We start from the raw sequence: 19800 nt of genomic DNA, 5'->3' as shown, positions 1-19800 counted from the left end.
AGCCCGTGGTATGTGGAGAGTCGCCCGATGCTGCTATTCCACGAGACCACCATACCAGAGCTGGCGCATCTCTTCAGCGTTCTCTAGCAGAGTGGAGAGTGGGCCTTGCGCCGCAATCTCGCCCTCTTTGAGCACAATGATATGGTCGGCGCGCTGGAGCACGGTCCGCCGGTGCGAGACGACCAGGCACGTGGTCTGACCCTGTTGTAGCAGATCTGTCAGTCGTGCCCACATCGTTTGTTCCGTTACAACATCCAGGGCGCTGGAGAGATCATCAAAGATTAGTAGCGCGGGTTCACGTATAAACATACGTGCCGCCGAGGAGCGCTGGATCTGTCCACCCGAGAGCTTGACGCCACGTGTTCCCACCAGGGTTTCAATGCCCTGCTCAAGCGCGTCCAGGTCGCGCTCCATCACGGCCTGCTCAATGGCTTGCTGGAGACGCGCTGGCTCTGGTTCGAGTCCCAGCAGGATATTTTCGCGTAGGGTCGCGCTAAAGAGGCGTGGAACCTGGGGTGTGTAGGCACTTCTGGGTGGTACAAAGAAGGTCGCGGGGTCGCTAACCGGCTTCCCATTCCAGAAGATTTCCCCGCCCTGAGGTGGCAGGAGACCGAGCAATGTCTGTACAAGCGTTGTCTTGCCCGAGCCGATGCGCCCGGTGATGACAGTGAGTGAGCCACGGCGCAGGCTCAGGTCAATGTGAGTTATCCCACGCCCCGTTTCGGGATAGCAGTAGCTCAGGTTGTGTACTTCAAGTAACTCCAGATTACGCTCGCTTGCAGACAGCGTTGTAGGCTGGGGAATGGTTCCGGTGAGATACAGGGGGTGGTGCGCTACCAGGCTTTCGGCTGGTGCCCCCTGTAAGAGTGTATGCATGCGAGAGAACGAGACCCCGGTCTGGGTGTAGTAGGCTAGAAAGATGCCAAAGAACTGCACAAACTCCGTCACAAAGGAGAGGTAGTAGATGAAGAGCGCCAGGTCGCCCACCCCCAGGTCACGCGTATGCATGGACTGGGCCGCCAGAAGCAAGATGAGGCCCGTACCAATGCCTACGATGTTACTAAAGGTCGAGCTAAGAATCTGCGTCAGCACGCTATCCTTGAGCATGGCAACGCGCCTGCGCTCGTTGAGCATGTCGAAGTTGCGCAGAACGTGTGGCTCGGCTGCCGCGATCTGGATGGCCTGCACCGAGGAGAAGATCTCACCGATGGCGCTGGTCACTTTTCCAGTTGCCTGGCGGCTGGCGACGCGATACTTACTCAGGCGATTGCGCATAAGTTGGGTAATGGCCAGCACGCCCGCCAGGGGGAAGAAGACCAGCAGCGTAATTGTTGCGTTGATGCGCAGCAGGATGAACACGGCCACAAGCGCGAAGAGGATTTCGCCGATACTGTCCAGGGTCCAGCTAATGGCGTTCTCGGCCTGATTGGCATCATCACGGAAGCGACTGATGGCCTCGCCGGGAGAGCCGGGGACCGCCCGTGCTCCTGGCCGCTCTAAGATGCGTGCTAGCAGGTTGCGTCGCAGAATATTGGACATCGAGAAGCGATGCAAGTTATCGACGAGTCCGCCAAAGAGAAAGAGCGCAGCCTGCCCAAGGGCGATAGCCACCAGGGTCGCGATCAGCAGCCAGAGTTCGCGATTGAGGTGTCCCGAGCGTGCCAATGTATTGAAAAATTGTTGCGCGATTAGCCCTGGGAGGAGGGGTGCCATGTGCAGGATAATCCAGATGAGCGCGTTGCCCAGATAGAGCCAGGGGCGGTAGCGCATCAGGCCCCAGAGATACTGATAGGTCTTCAACGGTGGTATATCAGGCGTGTTATATTTTATATCAGATCTCATGCCAGCACCTCTTCTAGCCCGGTCTTGAGCAGATAGGAGAAACGAGAGTCGGGATCATTGGCCAGGTCTATGCGTGCTCCCTGCTCAAGGATGTGTCCATCCTCAAGCACCATAATCTTGTCGGCCCGCTGGATTGTCCCCAGGCGATGCGCGATAATGATTGCCGTACGCCCTGCAAGCAGCTTGCTTGTGGCCTGCTCAATCAACTGCTCGGTGGCCGGATCCAGACGGGATGATGCCTCATCCAGGATCACCAGGCCAGGATCGGCGAGAAAGATACGTGTAAAGGCCAGGAGCTGGGCCTCGCCCGCGGAGAGACCCTCGCCATCGGAACCCAACTCGGTATTCAGACCTTCTGGAAGCGAGCGTAACCATGGACCCAGGCCCAGGCTCTCTAGCGTCTCCAGGATACGGCTATCGGGAATACTGGCGTTAAAGAAGGTCAGGTTATCGCGCACGCTGGTATGGAAGAGCTGCACATCTTGCGTCACCATTCCGACACGCTGGCGCAGGTCCGCGAGGCGTGTCGCGCGTATCGGAACATTTCCCAGACGAATCTCGCCGCTCTGAGCCTCGTAGAGGCGTAGCAGCAGGCGAGCTGTCGTCGTTTTTCCGCTTCCCGTGCGTCCCAGCAGGCCGAGCACCTTACCAGGAGCCAGGTCAAAAGAGAGGTCATGTAGCACCGTATCCTGCTCGTTGTAGCTAAAGCTAACGCGCGTAAAGGAGACGGCGAGCGGGCCTGAAGGGAGCGAGAGGGGCGCAGGCGCGTCCGTGATCGTGGGCTGAGTGCGCAGAAGCAGGCGGATGCGCTCGATACCCGCGCCAGCCTTCTGTAGATTTTGGAGCTCACGCCGGATCTGGTCGATGGGTTGGTTCAACAGGTTGGTGCAGTAGAAGATAAAGTAAACCGCGCCCGGCGAGATCAACTTCTGGCTCCAGAGGTAGGCGCCAAGCGCGAAGGCCATGGCATTGCCAATGCCGAAGATCGCGATGGTTGTCACAAAGGTTGAAAACCCCATAAAGGCGGCGCGCCGGTTGACCGGGTACCAGGAGCGTAGCAGGGTATAGAAGCGCCACAAGACATAGCCAGTCGCGCCATTGGCACGTATATCGCTGGTGCCAACGAGCTGTTCGCCCATGAAGCCATAAAACTCGGCGCTTTTCTGGCGATCCGCGGTCTCAGAGCGAATCGCGAAATTGCGGATCCGCAGCAGGATATAGGTTGCCAGGAGCGCGAATGTGCCCATCACTAAGCCGACCAGCCAGTGTTGCTGGAACAGGATCAGGATCAAGCCCAGGATCAGCAAGATGTTGCTGGTGACCAGTACAAACGAGCGCGAGAAGAAAGTGGAGAGCGCATCTACATCTCCATCGATGCGTTCGATAAGTTCACCCGAGGTATGTGACTTGTGAAAAGCAAGATCCAGGCGCAGGCAGTGCGCGACCAGGTCGCCGCGTAGGCGGTTGGTTGCCGTCCAGGCCACATTCTCGCTGACATATGTCTCCAGGATCGTTGCGCCCTGGTTAAGCAGGGCCAGGCCGACAAAGAGCAGGCCAGCCAGCAGGAGAGTGGACTGGTCGCCGCCGCCCAGCGTGGTATCGATAAAGTAGCGTAGAATATAGGGATTAACGAGTTGGAATACAAGAATAGAGAGCAGAAGCAAGGTAATAAGACTCATGCGTCGCCATTGTGGTCCGAGATAGGTACGCAAGAGCTGAGTATACGTGAGCGTCGCGGTGCGTTGTGAGTCCGGCACGAAGCTACATCCTTTCCTATAGACGCGTTGGATGTTGTAGGTTGGCCTCATATTCCCTGGGGTAGATGTCTGCAACGTCATAAGACAGAGGAAGACAGCACATAGAAGGGCATCAGAGGCACAAAGTGGCGATAGGACCTCTCACGAGAGCGAGTGGCCCGGTGGCGCGTTCTTGCGGCCTCGTGACTTACTTAGAAGAGAAATGAGCAGCGTCGCTTTGATTTCTAGAAGATGTAATGCGAGGCCCGAGGTGCGCCAGGAAGATCGCTCTTTGGAGAGCCATGCCCCTTGGGGGTATCATGCTGAACATGCTTTGTTGTTGTCATCAGCGCTGGCCTCTTTCTATTGGATTTCTTCTATAAGCATACCATAGACTACGTGCTCATAGCAAGAATAAAAGAAGAAGCTGCTGGCGGCTCTCGGCCACCAGCAGCTTCTTCTTTTATTCTTCTCTCTACCAGCTTGAGAGGCGGTCTTTCTGGGGAGTGGGCCAGAGCTCTGGATAGATTACATAGGTTGTACCATTTGAGTACTTCAGCCAGACATTCTGGAAGGCCTGGCGTGGATAGACAATCTGGACGGCGTCGTCGCTGGCGGCGGCTGGATCATTGGTAATGACATCACCACTGGCCGTAAAGCCCTTGACGACGAGCAGGTGCCCACCAGAGGAGGGGATAGGCGTACCAGGTAGCTCGCCTTTCTTATAAGCGAGACTGACGACGATGGGTACGCCAAACTTAATCCACTGCTCGATCTGACTAAGCGAGTACATACGAGTAACAAAGGAGCGCAGGCCATAGCTACCAGAGTAACCCGTATTAAAGGGCCAGTTGCCCGTGCCTTCGTATGTGAAGTCATAGGTATCGCGGGCCGCGTCGGGAACGGTCTGTGTCAATTTTGGGTAATGGAGCAGGTTGGACCAGTAGGCCATGACCATGCTGGTCGAAGTAGGGCTGCACCAGACCTCGCCGCCGCCACCATAGCCGAGGCCGTTGTACTCAGGCAGCATCTGCGAGCGCTGAGGCACATTCAGGCTCCTGCCCCAAATATGCTGATCGGGCGCGACCTGCGGTGTATGCGCTGGATCTGAATCGTAGGAGGCGAAGGCCGTGACGCGTCGAATATCAGGTGTCACTGTGGGTGAGGTTGTAAACAGGGTCAGGCTGAGTTGATAGGCGGTCGCGGGCGTGTCTCCCGTAAAGAAGGTATCGGTCGCGATACTACCACCATCATCATACTGCCCATCGATGCTGTGGCGCTTGATGGTGCTGAAATCATTGGCCCAGATCGGGAGATCATACCAGTGTGTCCAGGTGCCATTCTCTAGCACGCGAATATGGGTCTCAATCCAGGTGCCAGCGGGCGTCTCAGCATTCCAGGAGGCGACGGATGTGGTGAAGGGTTGTTTGGTCGTATGCACGGGCGAGAGAATCGTCCCGAAATAGAAGGAGCCGGCATTGTAGTAGTTGTAATCGGGGCTATAGACCCCAGGCGCGTAGGGGTCTTGTCCCGCGCATAGGCCAACCGAGGCCGCGAAGGATGCTGTCCCACTATCAATAGCGTCAGATGAGCAGGTCAGCTTTTTCTCTGAATCAAGCTTGAGGTGTCCAAACGGCGTTACCTGGACACCATTGAGAGACCAGGCCGCAAAGTCGTGATGCGAATCCTGCTGCCAGAACTCATCATACTGCGCGGGCGTATCAGCTCGCGTGGCTGCCTGGACCGATTGTCCCGCGAGCAGTGAGAGGCAGAGTAGGGCCAGGAGCGCGCTAAGGGAGAAGCGCAAGATACTGCCGCGCTTCCCCTGAGTGTGAAATAGCTTCATTGAGAACCTTTCTTCAAAAAATAGTAACAATATGTAAAGGGGTAAGTGAAAGATGTATGTCTAGAAGAAAGGGAAGGTTGCCATATTAACTTCACTTACCCTAAAGTGTAGGAAGAAAGGTCGATAAAGTCAAGTGCAAGAATTTATGCATGGATAAGAGAGTGGCATGATGTGCAAGTGAAGACCGCACACCATACCACTCTCTCTACTATTTTCTTACCAGTTGGTTAGACGATTGGCCGTGGGCATCTGCCAGTTCTCTGGCATGACGATATAGGCTGTGCCATGGGAGGAACGGAGCCAGGCGTTCTGTAAGGCCTGCCGGTTATAGGTAATCTGTACTCTATCGTTGGACGCGCCCGCGGGATCGTTGGTGATCACGTCGCCATTGGCAGCGAAACCACGCACGACGATGATATGTCCATCGGTGCTGGGAATCGGCGCATTAGGGAGCTGCCCATTCTGAAAACCTATGCTAATGATGACGGGCACGCCGACTTTAATCCACTGCTCGACCTGGCTCATGGAGTACATGCGTGTGATAAAGGCGTGCAGGCCATGAGCTCCTGCGTGGGCTGTATTAAAGGGCCAGTTGCCCGTGCCCTGGTAGGTAAAGTCATAGGTCGCCTGTGCCGTAGCAGGAACGGTAAGCGTCAGTTCTGGCCGGTTGAGAATACTGGACCAGTAGGCCATAACCATGCTGGTCGAGGTAGGACTACACCAGACCTCGCCGCCGCCACCATAGCCCTGTCCCTGGTACTCTGCGAGCATCTGTGAGCGCTGTGGGACGCCCAGGTTGCGCCCCCACACACTCTTATCGGGTGAGATCTGAGGTGTATGCTGTGGATCCGTCTCATACGAGGCGATGGCTGCTACGCGGTACAGGATAGGGGTAGTGTTGGGTGTGGTACTAAAAAGCGTGACCGCGAGCTGATACGCGGTGGCAAGCTGTCCTTTCGTCCTGAAGGTGTCGGTATCGACAGTGCCAAAGGGATCATCCTGCCCATCAATGCTGTGACGCTGGACCGTGCTCAAATCGCTGGCCCAGATAGGAAGCTTAAACCAGCGCGTCCAGGCCCCGTTAATCTGCACACGGACATGCGTCTGTATCCAGGTGCCCGCGGGCGTGGTTGCGTTCCAGGAAGCGACCAGGCTATTGATGGATCGTGAGGTCTGATGAATGGGTGAGACCAGCGCGCCATAGTAGAACTGCCCACCATTGTAGTAGTTCTGCTGGTTATATTGTCCCAGGCCAAAGGGATCGCGCCCAACGCAGAGCTGCGTATTGCTATCATAGCTCACACTGCCGCCATCGATATAGGCGGAGTAACAATGCTGGTTCCCTCCTCCGGGCGTTAGTAGAACTGTTCCATCGTTTGCCAGAGCGGTGCTATTAAAGATCCAGGAGGAAAAGTCATGTGCGCCACTCAGTTGCCATAGTTCATGAAACTGACCTGTACTTGCTTGGTAGTTTGTCTGAGCCGAGGTCTCCATCGTCGCCTCTCCTTCTAAATGTAGAAGACAACAGTAGGCTGATGACAGGGCATTGAAAATCGGTACGTCTGCTTTTCGATCCTGCTAGCAAGAAGGGGGAGGGAAACAATAGAAATGATCGTTTCCTTTCATAAATAAGTGTAAAGTGCACGGCGCTTGAAAGTCAAGTAAAAGCGCTTGCTATCAAAAAAGTTGTATATATTGGATAAGCATATGATAAACATGTTTAGAAGGCTGTATCTGGGAAGAGGCCAAAGAGCATCTCGCGAATAGGGGAGAAGCTGCGGCGGTGGTGGGGGGTCACGCCAAATTGTTTGAGCGCGTCGAGGTGTTCCGGCGTGCCATAGCCTTTGTGTTGTTTAAAGCCATAGTGGGGAAATTCCTCGTGGAGTTGGTGCATCAAGCGATCTCGTGTCACCTTGGCGATGATCGAGGCGGCGGCAATGGAGAGGCAGCGTGAATCGCCCTTGGTGAGCGAGAGTTGTGGAAGTGGGATGTCACGGAGTTTGACGGCATCCAGGAGCAGGGCCTGGGCAGAGGGCGTCAGTTGTGTGAGTGCCATGCGCATAGACTGGAGCGTTGCCTGGAGGATATTGCGCTGATCGATCAGCTCAACCGAGCCAATACCAACGCCAACGGCTAGGGCGTGCTCCATAATCACATCATAGAGGCGCTCGCGTGCAGCCTCATTTAGCTGTTTGGAGTCATTGACACCGGCGAAACGAGCCAGGACAGGCGTTGGATCGGACTCAAGAGGCAGAATGACGGCTGCGGCCACCACTGGGCCTGCCAGGCAGCCCCGTCCTGCCTCATCAAGCCCGGCAATAAAGCAATAGCCCTGTTCAAACAGGGCCATTTCTTCTGTGAGTGTTGGCGAAGATTTTTTAGTCTTCTGCATGAGCGGCTGCTGCGCGAGCCTCAGCCTTCGCGGCCTTCTCAGCGGCCTGCTTGCTGGTCATAGGACGGATCTCCTTCAGACGAGCAGCCTTGCCGGTTAGACCACGCAGGAAGTAGAGCTGCTTGCGGCGAACGCGAGCGTGGCGCAGAACCTCAATCTTCTCTACACGGGGAGAATGGAGAAGGAAGGTGCGCTCAACACCGACGCCATTGGTAATACGGCGGACGGTGAAGTTACGGTTGACGCTGTTGCCGCGCAGGCGCATGACGACGCCTTCGAACGGCTGAAGGCGTTCGCGGTTACCTTCAACAACTTTGACTTGCAGACGGACGGTATCGCCAGACTTTATTTCAGGAACATCTTTGCGTAACTGAGCACTTTCGACAGCGGCCAGTAGCGCCCGCCCTGCTGGCTTCGTTACGACTTTATTGTCGGCCATCCTAATACCTCCTGGTGCGCTCAGTGCTCATCGATTGTGAACAGCAAGATGGCAGAGCAATGGGCGCAAAAATTACTTCTCAGAGACTTTAGTTGTGTTGAGCTGCTTCATCAAGCGCGATTTGCGGCGAGAAGCATTGTTTTTGTGAATGACGCCTTTCTTGGCGGCGCGGTCTAGCTCGCTGATAGCGGCGCGAACGGCAGCCTCGCTGGCATCAAAGGCGACGCTATCGGTGGCGATGGATGTGCGTGCCTTTGTGATGGTGGATCTCACCTTGGATTTGACGCTGCGGTTGTGTGCGCGGCGCTTCTGTTCCTGGCGCATGCGCTTTTCCGCAGATGCATTATTTGGCATGTTAAGTAAACTTCCTCCCCGAAAGATTGCCTCTTCGAACTTACTTCATATGCGGAAAACAAACCCCATTTGGGGGCGTAGCGCCACTCTCGTGGCTAGCGCTTACGCGCTCAGTTTTCCTCATAGGCACTTAGAAGAGTACCCCAAGGGTACGAAAAAGAGACTTGCACAAAAAAGATCCGACACCTGTGTCGGATTGGGTAAGTGCGCGTAGATTATAGCAGAAGTGCCGAAGGTCTGTCAAACAAGCTCTCCCCGCCCTGAAAAAATTCTTAAAAGGTCAGCCGCAGCGATTCTAATGTGTAGAGGCCGAGCAAGCTCGGCCTTTTCCAGCCAATGGAAGTCAACGTGTAGGGTCCATGCTGGCATGGACTGCGAGCGCAGCGACCTTTCCGCGCGGGAATATCAGTCTGCTGCCAGCCACCGATGACGCGGAGGCCTTCAGTCCATGCCAGCTTGAAGATGCGGGTCAGGCGGTTAGGCGAGCGCCTGTTCGAGATCACGCAGGATATCCGAGATGTCCTCAATGCCTACCGAGAGGCGCAGGAGGGTATCGTTCAGGCCGCGGGCCTCGCGGATCTCCCTAGGGATTGAGCCATGCGTCATGCTAGTGGGATGGCAGACCAGTGACTCGATGCCCCCGAGACTCTCGGCGAAGGTAAAGACGCGCAAGCGGCGTACAACGGTATCGACATCGCTCAGGGTTCCCTTGAACTGGAAGGAGACCATGCCGCCAAAGCCACTCATCTGCCGCCGGGCCAGTTCGTGATCTGGATGCGAGGCGAGGCCGGGATAGTAGACCTTCTCAACACGCTTATGCTCAGACAGGAAGTTGGCGACGACGCGCGCGTTCTCTTCATGCTGGCGCATACGTACCGCGAGTGTCTTGATGCCGCGCAGGGTCAGCCAGACGTCGAAGGGGCCAGGAACCGCTCCAGCGGCGTTCTGATGGAATTTAATGGCCTCGTAGACGCTCTGGTCATTCATGATCAAGGCCCCGCCGATGACGTCGCTATGGCCATTGATATACTTGGTTGTGCTGTGCAGGACGATATCGGCTCCCAGGTCGAGTGGGCGCTGGAAGTAGGGGCTGGAGAAGGTATTGTCGACGACGAGCAACACATTATGGCGGTGCGCGACCTCGGCGACTGCGCGGATGTCAACCAGGCTGAGCAGCGGATTGGTAGGCGTCTCTAGCCAGATGATTTTGGTGTTGGGGCGAATTGCCTGCTCATACGCCTCGACACGATTGGCCGTGACATACGAGGTCTCAACGTTATAGCGGCTCATGATGCGATCAAATATACGGTAGGTGCCGCCATAGAGATCGTCGCACGAGACAATATGATCGCCCGCGCTCAGCAAGCTCAAGGCGGCGCTTTCGGCGGCGAGTCCAGAGGCGAAGGCCAGGCCATAGCGCCCATTTTCGAGCGCGGCAAGGCAGGCCTCAAGCGCGGTGCGCGTTGGATTTCCGGTACGAGCGTATTCATAACCTTTATGTTCACCCATGCCACTCTGGGCATAGGTTGAAGTCTGATAAATTGGCGTCATGATCGCGCCGGTAGTTGGATCTGGCTCCTGTCCGGCGTGAATGGCCTTGGTAGCGAACTCCATCGTCAAGTCCCTTTCGACTCTTTCTTCATGAATTAAGATATAGGTAATATGGACAAGACTATAGCACTATCCTCTTGTGAAGACAATGAGTACTATCCACGTAAATGGGTACAGCGTTAAAAGCAGGAGAAAATAGGAGTAAAGCGTACACTATCGCCCCTCTTTTTTCTTCTCTAGATCTTATTCCGAAACCCAACGCCACTGGCGTGTCTAGCGCTTCGCGCTCAGGGTTTTCAGATAAGTAGTATCTCTATTATTGAGAAGGTGCATAACTCACAAATTATTCCCGTTCAGCTAAAAGTACGGAGTTTAGGATAGGAAAAGTGTCCAGGGAGCATCGTAGAACGTATTAAGAAGAGAGTGTGGTGAACTAGCGAGGAAACGCGAGGCAAGGTCATGGAGCATGCGGAGTTTCGAGATCAGCAGGGTGCGGGTGAAGTGACGATCAAAGGGCCGGAGCGTGCGCGCGTCGGCGTAGTACTGGTCCATGGGCTGAATGGGAATCGCAGCGATATGGAAGAGCTTGAACAGCTCTTTCTGGCTCAGGGGATGCGCGTCGAGAATATTCTCTTGCCGGGTCATGGCACACAGGTACAGGATATGTTGACGATTGGCTGGCATGACTGGGCCTCAGCCTTGCAACAGGCGGTACGAGCCTTTAAACTCCACTGCGACCAGGTCTTCCTGGTTGGCCACTCGCTGGGTGGCGCGCTATGCCTGCATATCGCCGTTCATGAAGAGGTATCCGGCGTGATCGCGATGTGCGCTCCGCTCTATATGCGTCCCTGGATGCTGCCCGCGATTCGCATGGTCAGGCAGTTGACTCCTTTCTTACCCACGTTGAGAGAGGATCTTCGTGATGCACAAGCCCGTAAGCGCTATACTCGTAATGTCTATCGCTGGACCCCGATGGCCCCGGTTGAGAGCATGCTGCTCTATCTGCCCCGGTTGCGCGAAGAACTGTCGTGTATTACCATGCCAGCCCTGGTTATCGCGGCCCAACGTGACCATGTAGTGCCAGTCCGCGATGGACACGAAATTTATCGCCTTCTGGGTTCACCTGAGAAGCAACTCGTGGTCCTCAAACGCTCATACCATCTCGTGATGAAAGACCATGACCGGCAAGAGGTAGAGGAGCGCTCGCTGGCCTTTATACAAAAGTACACTCACAAAGAAACTAAAACAGAAGATAGACGCGCTTATAGGGCCTGAATAGTCGCTAGCAGTTGTCATAGAGGAGAATATCGGTCGTAGCGAGCGTATGTTGACCGTGTGGGGAGCGCCGCGCTTTGCAGAACGCGCTAACAGGTAAGCTGTGCTAGTGACTTCCCAGTACAAGGCGCTTTCATGTATACTGATAGACGCTAAGAGATGAGATGTGGAGCAGAAAAAACATTGACGCAGCATATAGATAGTCCGCCTGAAAAGCCACAAGACCACAAGACGCAGCCGACCCCACCACAAGCGATACGCTCGACACGTATCAGCATCGTAACGCTACTGGCACTGGTGAGCCTGCTCTTGATTATTCTAACCGCCCAGCTTTTTATCGCGCTCAACCAGCACGCGCAAATGGCGGTCCAGGAGTCCTTGGCAACGGCAACGGCCAGGGCCAACCAGTTGTTAACACCCAGTCCTACGCCTCAAAGCGATGACAACGGCCTCTTCCAGTTCTCGGGCAAGAATCCGACTGATACCTTGCAAGTGCCTGGGGGCCAGTACGTTGTCTATGAGGCCCAGAGTGGCCTATACGCCGTGCAACTGGGTGGAGGTACGCCGCAGAAGCTTGATACTCCGGGGTATACCTATAGCCGCTCGATTCCGCCACGAGTGAATTCCCTTGGGCAGGTTATCTATGTTGGGAATGGTATCTGGCTCAGCGATATCTTTGGCGGAACCTCCAGACAAATCGCGGCTGTGGACAGCAATCAGGTTGTCACATCGCTGGTGCTCAGCAGCGATGGCCTCTCAATCGCCTGGAGTACGGCTCCTAAAAGCGGTAATGGGAATGTGAGCCTCTATACGGGAGCGTTAGACCATACCAAACTGGTCTATCAACAGGCAAATACGAATTGCCCCTGTTTTCGCGTGTTCTCATTTCTGCCAAATGGAAAGAACCAGATACCCCAGCAACTGCTCTTGACTGATGATCGCGGTGATCGTCGCTCTACGCAGTATGGCCTCTGGCTGCTAGATCTACCCAATACGCAGGATGACTCGCTGGTGCAAGACCAAGATCCAAAGAGCTTGCTGACCGACGATGTCTCACAGATGCCCCTTTTGTTGACGCCTGCAAGCAATGCCTTGCTCTACTCAACCTATAGTGGTGTGGTGACTGCGCCGACAGATAATAGCGTGCCAGATGATATTGCTGGTCAGAACAATGCCAATAGCCTGGCGATTGCTAACCTGAACACATCTAAAGCCACGCTGGGAAATGCTCAGATATTCTTGCCTGAACAACATGGCTTAAACAATAATGCCGACTATCACTGGGTCCTCTCGCCACAGGTTTCTCCGGATGGGCTTACGCTGGTCTACGTTATCTTTTCTAGCGATGAGCAGGCTCCCTTTGCGCGTCATAGCGCCTTGTATATGACGCAGATTAATGGCAATGGGAAGCAGGTTCAGGTCGCCAAGCCGGGCGTTCTGGCGATTACGTCCGCACGCTTTGTCGAGTTAGGGCCCTGGGTGAACAATCATATCCTGACAAGTTATGCTGATAATGCCATCTACGCGATGGATGTTACGACTGGTGCTATGAAAACTGTGATCAAGGGGAGCGGCTATATGCGCATTCTCTCGATTGTGCAACGCGGCCCGAGTAGCAGCAAAAGAAGCGTAAGTAACATGCGTATATTAGCGATTGGGCGTCATACACGAAGCGCGCCGGGGCGGCTTGCGCTGCGTATTCTCTTCGCTATGTTTTGCCTGCTCTATGTTCTGGCGGTAATTGGGGTGGCATTCGATGTGAACCCATCCTTCCCTATGGATTGGGCGGCGAGCTTCCTCCTCTATCTTGAAGGCGTGCTCCTTCTACTAGCGACTGCCTTCCTCTATGGCAGGCGGAGGGCTATCCAGGCTGGACTGCTTGTGATTATTCTCTCCTACCTGGCCGAGACTCTGGGCGTTAATACCGGTTTCCCCTTTGGCCACTATGTGTATACAGCCGTCTTGTTGCCCTCTCTGCCTGGAGGCGTCCCTCTGCCCGTCATATTTGCCTGGGGGCTGGTGATCTTTGGTGTCTATGGATGGGTACGCCCACTGCGCCCTGGCTTTCGCCTCAGCCTCTTCGACATTCTGGCGGCGGGCATGGCTGCTGTGCTGCTGGATGGCGCGATAGAGCCTGTAGCTGCTCATATCGTTGATTACTGGCGCTGGGCGCCCGTTGGCAGCATCTATTATGGTATTCCCCTGGTGAACTTTATGAGCTGGTTTGTGCTTGCCTGCCTGCTGGTCTGGCTCACGGATCGCCAGTTCGCGCCCGTCCAGGTCTTGCGGGTTGGGCCTCCCCGCCTGGCTCTGCGCCTTCCACGCCTCCTTTTTGCTTTAAGCCTCCTGATGTTTGGCCTGGTCGACCTGACACATGGCTACTATGGCGGCTGTGTCTGCGCCCTGTTGTCGGGACTCATTCTCCTGGCCTACGCGCGACGGCGCTAACGGCCCGATTACCCATTTAGGCGCCTGGTAGGCGTCCTGGTAGATGGACTACCATAATTATGAGGAGCGAGCAGGCCCTAAACAATCGCCAGGGCGAGAAAATGCCTGCCAGAATAGATAGATATGTCTGAACAGGGAAGAGAAATTATTGTCATCGGCGCAGGCATTGGCGGTCTCTCTGCTGCCATCCACCTGGCCATAAAGGGGCATTGCGTCCATGTGTTGGAGCGCCAGGCCCAGGTTGGCGGCAAACTCAACCTGATTGAGAAGGAGGGCTTTGCCTTTGATACTGGCCCCTCGCTCGTAACCATGCCCCACGTCCTGCGCGAACTCTTTGTGGTTGCTGGCAGACGTTTAGAAGACTACCTGGAACTGATCCCTCTGGAGGTTACCTGTCGCTATTTCTATCGCGATGGCGTTGTCTTCAATGCCTGGCGCGACCGCGAGTGCCTGGCCCAGGAGTTTGCCCGGCTCAATCCCGAGGATGGGGAGGCCTTTCGCCGCTTCTTTGAGCATACGCGCTCGATCTACGAGGCCGCGGCTGACCCCTTTCTCTACCATAGCCTGGGGAGTCCACTGAATATCGTACGAACCTTCTGGCACTATGTCTTAAAGGGTCATAAATCGGGCGCGGGCGCTGATGAGCCGCTGAGCAGGCGCTGGCGGGCCGTCATGGCGGCTCTCTCGTCGCGTACGCTGGACCAGGAGGTGCGACGCTTCTTCCAGGACGAGCATGCGCGCCAGCTCTTTGCGCGCTATGCGACCTATAATGGTTCCTCGCCCTACCAGGTGGCTGCGGTCTACAGCCTGATTCCCTATGTCGAGCTGGCGGATGGAGGTTGGTATCCGCGTGGGGGAATGTACAGCATCTCGCGGGCACTGGAACAACTGGCCCGCGAACTGGGTGTCACACTTGAGACCAATTGTGAAGTAGAGCGTATCCAGGTCTCAGAGCGCCGCAAACTCACGCGCTTGCGTCCAGAGGCGCGGGGCGTCGTGCTGGTTGATGGCCGGGTGCTTCACTGCGATGCCGTAGTCGCCAATAGCGATGTCGTGACCACACACTCTCAACTGCTTTCGCCCGCTGTGCGAAATCAGGCAACTCTGCGTAAGCTTACAAAGCTTGAGCCATCCTGCTCCGGTTTCGTCTTGCTACTGGGAACAGACAAGACCTATCCTGACCTGGAGCACCACAACATTTTCTTCTCCGATGACTACCAGGCAGAGTTCGCAGATCTCTTCGAGAAGCGTGTGCCCATTCAGAATCCCACCATCTATATCTGCGCCACTACGCGCACCGATCCAACGCAGGCCCCCGCGGGAGGCGAGAACCTGTTTATTCTCGTGAACGCGCCCTACCTGACTGAGGCCATAGATTGGCAGCGCGAGGCACCAGCCTATCGCGAGCGTATTCTGGACCTGCTTGCCAGCTACGAACAGGTTGACCTGAGCGACCTGCGCGAACACATTGTCTGTGAAGAGATGCTCACGCCCGAGGACTTCTGGCAGAAATACGGCTCAAACGCTGGCTCAATCTACGGTCTCTCCTCCAACGGCCGTATGGCCCCCTTTACGCGCCCTGGCAACTGCTCTCCCGAGGTTGAGCGCCTCTACTTTGTGGGCGGGAGCGCCCATCCTGGCGGTAGCATACCCCTGGTCATGCTCTCCGGCCGCATCGTCGCTGAACTAGTAGATGAACGTGTGAATGGGTAGTATTTTCGGAAGGGAGAAGAATGTGGAAGCCGAGCAGGGGGGTAAAGGGCATGGATAGATCATCCCGGCCACGCTCAACGGCGACAACTCTGGAACGTGGGCAGGATTTTTGTGACTCAGCCGGGTCACAGCGAGATTGCAAGCTCGACTTCCTACTATTAAGTTTAACGTGAGTAGCAACAAGCAAAGGGTGAAAAAAGAGGGGAAGCATCTCGAGAGATGCTTCCCCTTGTATCTTGTGGGTGGTAGCTGCTAGAAGAGGTTGCGGCGCTGGCGCGGGGCCAGCAGGACCGCGATGATCAGACCACCAACGATGCTGGCGATCAGCCCATAGACCAGGGTCAAGTTTCCCTGGGCAAAGGCAACGTTCAGCACTATGTTGAGACCCGCGAAGAGCAGCCATTGCTGGAACGCGCCCTGACCAAAGCCACCAAGGGATTTGCGGTTGATAAAGTAGAAGCCACCCAGGGCCCCAAAGATGCCGAAGACGGCATAGGTCATGCCTGCGGTTAAGCCTCCCAGGAAGTATTGGTTTACCAGGATACCGATAAGGCCGGATGCCAGGTAGATGACAATGTAGCGCCACTTGCCAAAGAGCACCTCGACGGCCCGCCCGACAAAGAAGAGCGAGATGAGGTTGATGATGAGCTGTATAGGACTGACCGTGAGGAAAATGGCGGCCACATACGTGAGAGGATTTGCCCCGCTAAGGGTGACAACGCCTGTAACAACAAGGAGAAAGGCAATGATGCTGAGTGCGACAATGATATTTGTCACCAGGCCGGGCATCTGGTTTATCAAGAAGCGTGTGCGAATCATACGGCGCTGCATCCCATTCGGACGCGACCATGTGGGTATGGACTCCCTGCTGGCTCCATTGGCCGCATTTGTAGGAAGTACAGTTGGCTGAGCTGGCTCGGGCGGCGTGAGTGGCTCAACATTGGGGAAGCAGTGTTCGAAGCGTCCACCATAGGAGAGGCGTGCCGCGCGTGCGCGTGCCAGGTTGGCGTCATAGGTCTGTCCCATGGCGCGTAGCAGGTGTGAGCGTAGCGCATGCGCATAGGCGATGCCCGGGTCCTCGCTGATGACGGCATCGACACTCTGAAGTGCGCGCTCGAAGCGTCGATCAAGGAGGTCGAGCAGGGCCTGTGCCAGGCGGGATTCCTGTCCACCGGCGGGCTGTAGCTCCTGCACGCGGCGGCAGGCCATCTGTACCACGCCATAACTCCCCAGCCCCAGGTTGGCTTCCGCCAGGCCCAGATGAATCATCGGGTTATCAGACTCGAGCTGAGCGCCATGTGCATAGGCGATGGCGGCCTCACGTGGGTGACCTTGAGCCAGGGCTTGCTTACCCTGTTCCAGGTATGTCTGTATATCCATTTGTGCTTCCACAAGAATCCTCCAAAAAGAACCAGCAAGGGTAGGCGAGAAGGCATTTCCTCCTTATACGAAAAACAACGCCGCTTTCGCGGCTAGCGCTAGCGCGCTCAGGTTTTCGAAAGGCACTTCTCGTTACACTTTTGTCCCTATTAGATATAGGGAAATGACTGTAAGTATCAGTGTACCTAAGATTGTCAACAGGGCCAAGGGCCAGCGCTTTGCCAGGCTGTGGCGGTCGACGACGGTATAGGGTGATGAACTGCGATAGAGCGGGCTAAACCACAATCCCAGAAGGCAGCCACTTATTAAGCCGCCAAAGTGAGCATAGTTATCGACATTTGTGATCATAAAGCCCACACCGAGATTGATCCCAATGATAACGATGAGATAAAGAATCGAGAAGAGACCACCAAAGGGAAAGGCGCGTCGATGGGTAATCACAAAGATACTAAAGACGCCCACCAGGCCAAAGATAGCTCCCGAGGCCCCCAGACTAACCTCCTCTGGCGCGAAATAGAAGCTCGCGAGAACACTAATGATACCAGTGATAATGTAGAGAAACAGGTAGCGCGTATGACCAAGCAAACGTTCCAGGAAGATACCTAACATCAGTAGGTTCAACATGTTAAGCCCCAGGTGCAGGAGGTTCGCATGGAGAAACATGGGTGTCAAGAAGCGCCAGTACTCATGTTGCTGCACGATGGCTGGATTATATTTGGCCCCATAATCGATCAGAACTTGCGTGAGCGAGGCATCATCTGCCGGTTGAATCGAGATCGCGTTGGTCCAGACATGTGTAAGGATCGTCTGCCAGCTATGAGCGCCAGCAGCAAGTGCCGCCTTGTACGCGGTGAGCATCCAGAGGAGGCTCATGCCCAGAACAAGCAGCCAGGTCACCCAGGCCACCTTATCGAGGCCATGGCGAGACTGGTAGCTGGAAAGGGCTACCTGGTAGCTCAGGCGATCACGCGCTGTAGGCGTGGTGGCTGGCTGCTGCTGCTGTTGCGGACTGATCTTCAAGCATTCCTCGTGTCTATGGCTGCGTCTCTACTTCTATATATCGTAACGTTTGGGCTTATTATTAGATACGAACGGGCGCCTCAATAGTCGCAACCTGGCTGAAGGGAGCAAAGATGGCAGGACCTCTTTACCCAGACCTCTTACTTGATAAAGCCGCTGGTGTGGGCAAAGGTGGTTACACCATTCAGCACAAATTGGATGGCCAGGGCTGCTAGCAGGATACCCAGAATGCGGGAGAAGACCATAATGCCGGTACGCCCAACGCGCTGAATGATCCAGGAACTGCTGCGCATGGCAACCCAGGCCAGGGCCAGGGCACTGGCAATTGCCAGAAAGACCGATAGGAGCAACATTGGCTGTGTCGAGGCCTGTCCTACATAGAGAATCGTCGTGGCAATGGTTCCAGGGCCAGCGATCAGGGGAATAGCAAGAGGAAAGACGCTGATATCCTCGCGGGTCATGGCCTCTTCCTCTTCTTCCTTGGTCTCGCGTGCCCCTGAGGGACGACCAAAGAGCATGTCGATAGCGACCATAAAGAGCAGGACGCCACCCGCGATATTAAACGCATAGAGCGAGATTCCCAGGCGGTCCAGCAGAAAGCGACCAACAATAGCAAAGAAGGCAATAATTGCGGCACTGATTAAGGTGGCACGGGCGATAACTACCTTGCGCTGGGCCTGTGAGAGGTGGGAGGTGAGACCAACAAAGACGGGAGCCAGACCAACGGGATCGATAATAGTCAAAAAAGTCACGAAAGCACTAATCGTAAAAGTAATGAGCGTGGGCACAGAAAACCTCTAGACCTTCGTATTGCGAGTTAAGATTGGAAAAAGAGTGCATAAAATAGAGTGGAAGACTACCTTCGTCGAGCTTATTTCTGCGCTTGAATTATATCATATATATAAATTATGTAAACACTACACTGAGGAGCGTGGTCTCTTGCGCCTGTGGCGCTCGCTCGGATAGTGGATGTGGTGCATGCTCACAGCCCTAGGGCTGTGAGCATGCACCACATCCACTATACAAAAATCTTGCACATCAGGTACACTACCTGGCTGCTGCATAGCGGCGGGAACGGTGGCTGCGTTTACGCCAGAGCGGATAGGTGACCAGGTGCCAGAGCACAATCAGCGAGAGCGCACCCAGCAGGGCTTTTAAGAGGGGAATATCGTGGAAGACATAGTCTATGGGCAGGCTAAAGTGAAACACCTCAGTTGCCAGCCATGTCCCGACCAGGCCCGCAACGAAAGCGCCAAAAATGCCATAGGGGAGACGCCAGCCAACGATAAATTCCGCGATCAGGCCAATGAGCAGAGCCACGCCCCAGACAATCAACGTCCCAATCGTGATCTCGATATGATATCCTAGCACATCACCCGTCATAATGACGGAATCCGCAAGGGGCAGCAGCAAAATTCCCATGTTTTATAGAACCTCCTCCAGGTTTTGCAAGGGCGCGCCTTGCGCCTAAAGAGTTTGTCAAGAATGATATATTAGCGCCGGACGCGCCGAGAATGTGATGAAATTGAGGAGTTAAACCCTCTCGTCTCTAGTACGGATGAGTATGGTAAAAAGATACGCCAAAAGGTAGAGATTAATGGTGGGTGCATGAAGAAGATGGCGAAATTGTAGACGCGAATGGCATCCTGTGCGTATATAAGGGTAGGAGTATTTTTGTCCAGGGGCAATCCTGATAGGTAGTAAAAGCTATTGCCCCGATTGTGATCGATAACTCGCGTTTAAACACGTTCAGTTCGTGCGTTATAATGAAAAAGAACTACTGAAGATTTTTATGGGAGGCCAC

Annotated in this window: 16 protein-coding genes; 3 read left to right on the top strand and 13 right to left on the bottom strand. The window is 55.1% G+C overall.

Annotated features, from left to right (window positions below; genetic code table 11):
• Positions 1-33: 33 nt before the first annotated feature.
• The 9 genes from JMJ04_RS05400 to JMJ04_RS05360 all read right to left on the bottom strand — a co-directional run bounded on the left by JMJ04_RS05400 (position 34) and on the right by JMJ04_RS05360 (position 10223).
• Positions 34-1842 (bottom strand): ABC transporter ATP-binding protein, encoded by a 1809-nt coding sequence (locus JMJ04_RS05400; RefSeq protein ID WP_201369516.1) that lies wholly within the window; start codon positions 1840-1842, stop codon positions 34-36.
• A complete protein-coding gene (locus JMJ04_RS05395) occupies positions 1839-3599 on the bottom strand; it encodes an ABC transporter ATP-binding protein (RefSeq protein ID WP_201369515.1) in 1761 nt (586 codons plus the stop codon). The genes JMJ04_RS05400 and JMJ04_RS05395 overlap by 4 nt, the downstream gene beginning before the upstream one ends.
• Positions 3600-4053: 454 nt before the next feature.
• Positions 4054-5424, bottom strand: coding sequence for a C39 family peptidase (locus JMJ04_RS05390; RefSeq protein WP_201369514.1), 1371 nt, complete (start codon positions 5422-5424; stop codon positions 4054-4056).
• A gap of 216 nt (positions 5425-5640) precedes the next feature.
• Positions 5641-6918, bottom strand: coding sequence for a C39 family peptidase (locus tag JMJ04_RS05385; RefSeq protein WP_201369513.1), 1278 nt, complete (start codon positions 6916-6918; stop codon positions 5641-5643).
• 226 nt (positions 6919-7144) lie between these two features.
• Complete coding sequence (locus tag JMJ04_RS05380) at positions 7145-7816, bottom strand: ribonuclease HII (RefSeq protein ID WP_201369512.1); 672 nt, start codon at positions 7814-7816, stop codon at positions 7145-7147.
• Positions 7803-8255 carry a 50S ribosomal protein L19 gene (rplS, locus tag JMJ04_RS05375; RefSeq protein WP_201369511.1) on the bottom strand — a complete coding sequence of 151 codons (453 nt, stop codon included), beginning with the start codon at positions 8253-8255 and terminating at the stop codon, positions 7803-7805. Before rplS ends, JMJ04_RS05380 begins: the two co-directional genes overlap by 14 nt.
• A gap of 72 nt (positions 8256-8327) precedes the next feature.
• Positions 8328-8609 carry a 30S ribosomal protein S20 gene (gene rpsT, locus JMJ04_RS05370; RefSeq protein ID WP_201369510.1) on the bottom strand — a complete coding sequence of 94 codons (282 nt, stop codon included), beginning with the start codon at positions 8607-8609 and terminating at the stop codon, positions 8328-8330.
• 272 nt (positions 8610-8881) lie between these two features.
• Positions 8882-9112: a hypothetical protein gene (locus JMJ04_RS05365; RefSeq protein WP_201369509.1), complete on the bottom strand. Its 231-nt coding sequence runs from the start codon at positions 9110-9112 to the stop codon at positions 8882-8884.
• Positions 9087-10223, bottom strand: a complete 1137-nt coding sequence (locus tag JMJ04_RS05360; protein WP_201369508.1) for a cystathionine gamma-synthase — start codon at positions 10221-10223, stop codon at positions 9087-9089. Before JMJ04_RS05360 ends, JMJ04_RS05365 begins: the two co-directional genes overlap by 26 nt.
• Positions 10224-10619: 396 nt before the next feature.
• Between JMJ04_RS05360 and JMJ04_RS05355 the strand changes: the two genes are divergently transcribed.
• From JMJ04_RS05355 to JMJ04_RS05345, 3 genes are all read left to right on the top strand, one after another.
• The gene (locus tag JMJ04_RS05355) at positions 10620-11435 is read left to right on the top strand and encodes an alpha/beta hydrolase (protein WP_201369507.1); all 816 of its coding nucleotides are present in this window, start codon (positions 10620-10622) and stop codon (positions 11433-11435) included.
• Between the two features lie 183 nt (positions 11436-11618).
• Positions 11619-13883: a carotenoid biosynthesis protein gene (locus JMJ04_RS05350; protein ID WP_201369506.1), complete on the top strand. Its 2265-nt coding sequence runs from the start codon at positions 11619-11621 to the stop codon at positions 13881-13883.
• A 123-nt stretch (positions 13884-14006) separates the two neighbouring features.
• Positions 14007-15596 (top strand): phytoene desaturase family protein, encoded by a 1590-nt coding sequence (locus tag JMJ04_RS05345; RefSeq protein WP_201369505.1) that lies wholly within the window; start codon positions 14007-14009, stop codon positions 15594-15596.
• A gap of 252 nt (positions 15597-15848) precedes the next feature.
• On the opposite strand, the gene JMJ04_RS05340 is transcribed toward JMJ04_RS05345, so the two are convergent.
• From JMJ04_RS05340 to JMJ04_RS05325, 4 genes are all read right to left on the bottom strand, one after another.
• Complete coding sequence (locus tag JMJ04_RS05340) at positions 15849-16976, bottom strand: rhomboid family intramembrane serine protease (protein WP_236037921.1); 1128 nt, start codon at positions 16974-16976, stop codon at positions 15849-15851.
• A 132-nt stretch (positions 16977-17108) separates the two neighbouring features.
• Complete coding sequence (locus JMJ04_RS05335; protein WP_201369503.1) at positions 17109-17996, bottom strand: rhomboid family intramembrane serine protease; 888 nt, start codon at positions 17994-17996, stop codon at positions 17109-17111.
• Positions 17997-18136: 140 nt separating this feature from the next.
• Positions 18137-18784: a MarC family protein gene (locus JMJ04_RS05330; protein WP_201369502.1), complete on the bottom strand. Its 648-nt coding sequence runs from the start codon at positions 18782-18784 to the stop codon at positions 18137-18139.
• Positions 18785-19043: 259 nt separating this feature from the next.
• On the bottom strand, positions 19044-19418 hold the full coding sequence (locus JMJ04_RS05325; RefSeq protein ID WP_201369501.1) for a GlsB/YeaQ/YmgE family stress response membrane protein: 375 nt from the start codon (positions 19416-19418) through the stop codon (positions 19044-19046).
• Between the last annotated feature and the right edge of the window lie 382 nt (positions 19419-19800).

It is taken from the genome of Ktedonobacter robiniae, from assembly GCF_016587375.1.
GTDB lineage: Bacteria > Chloroflexota > Ktedonobacteria > Ktedonobacterales > Ktedonobacteraceae > Ktedonobacter > Ktedonobacter robiniae.
Note: the sequence above shows the minus strand (reverse complement) of the source record. Positions and strands in the feature narration are given on the sequence as shown.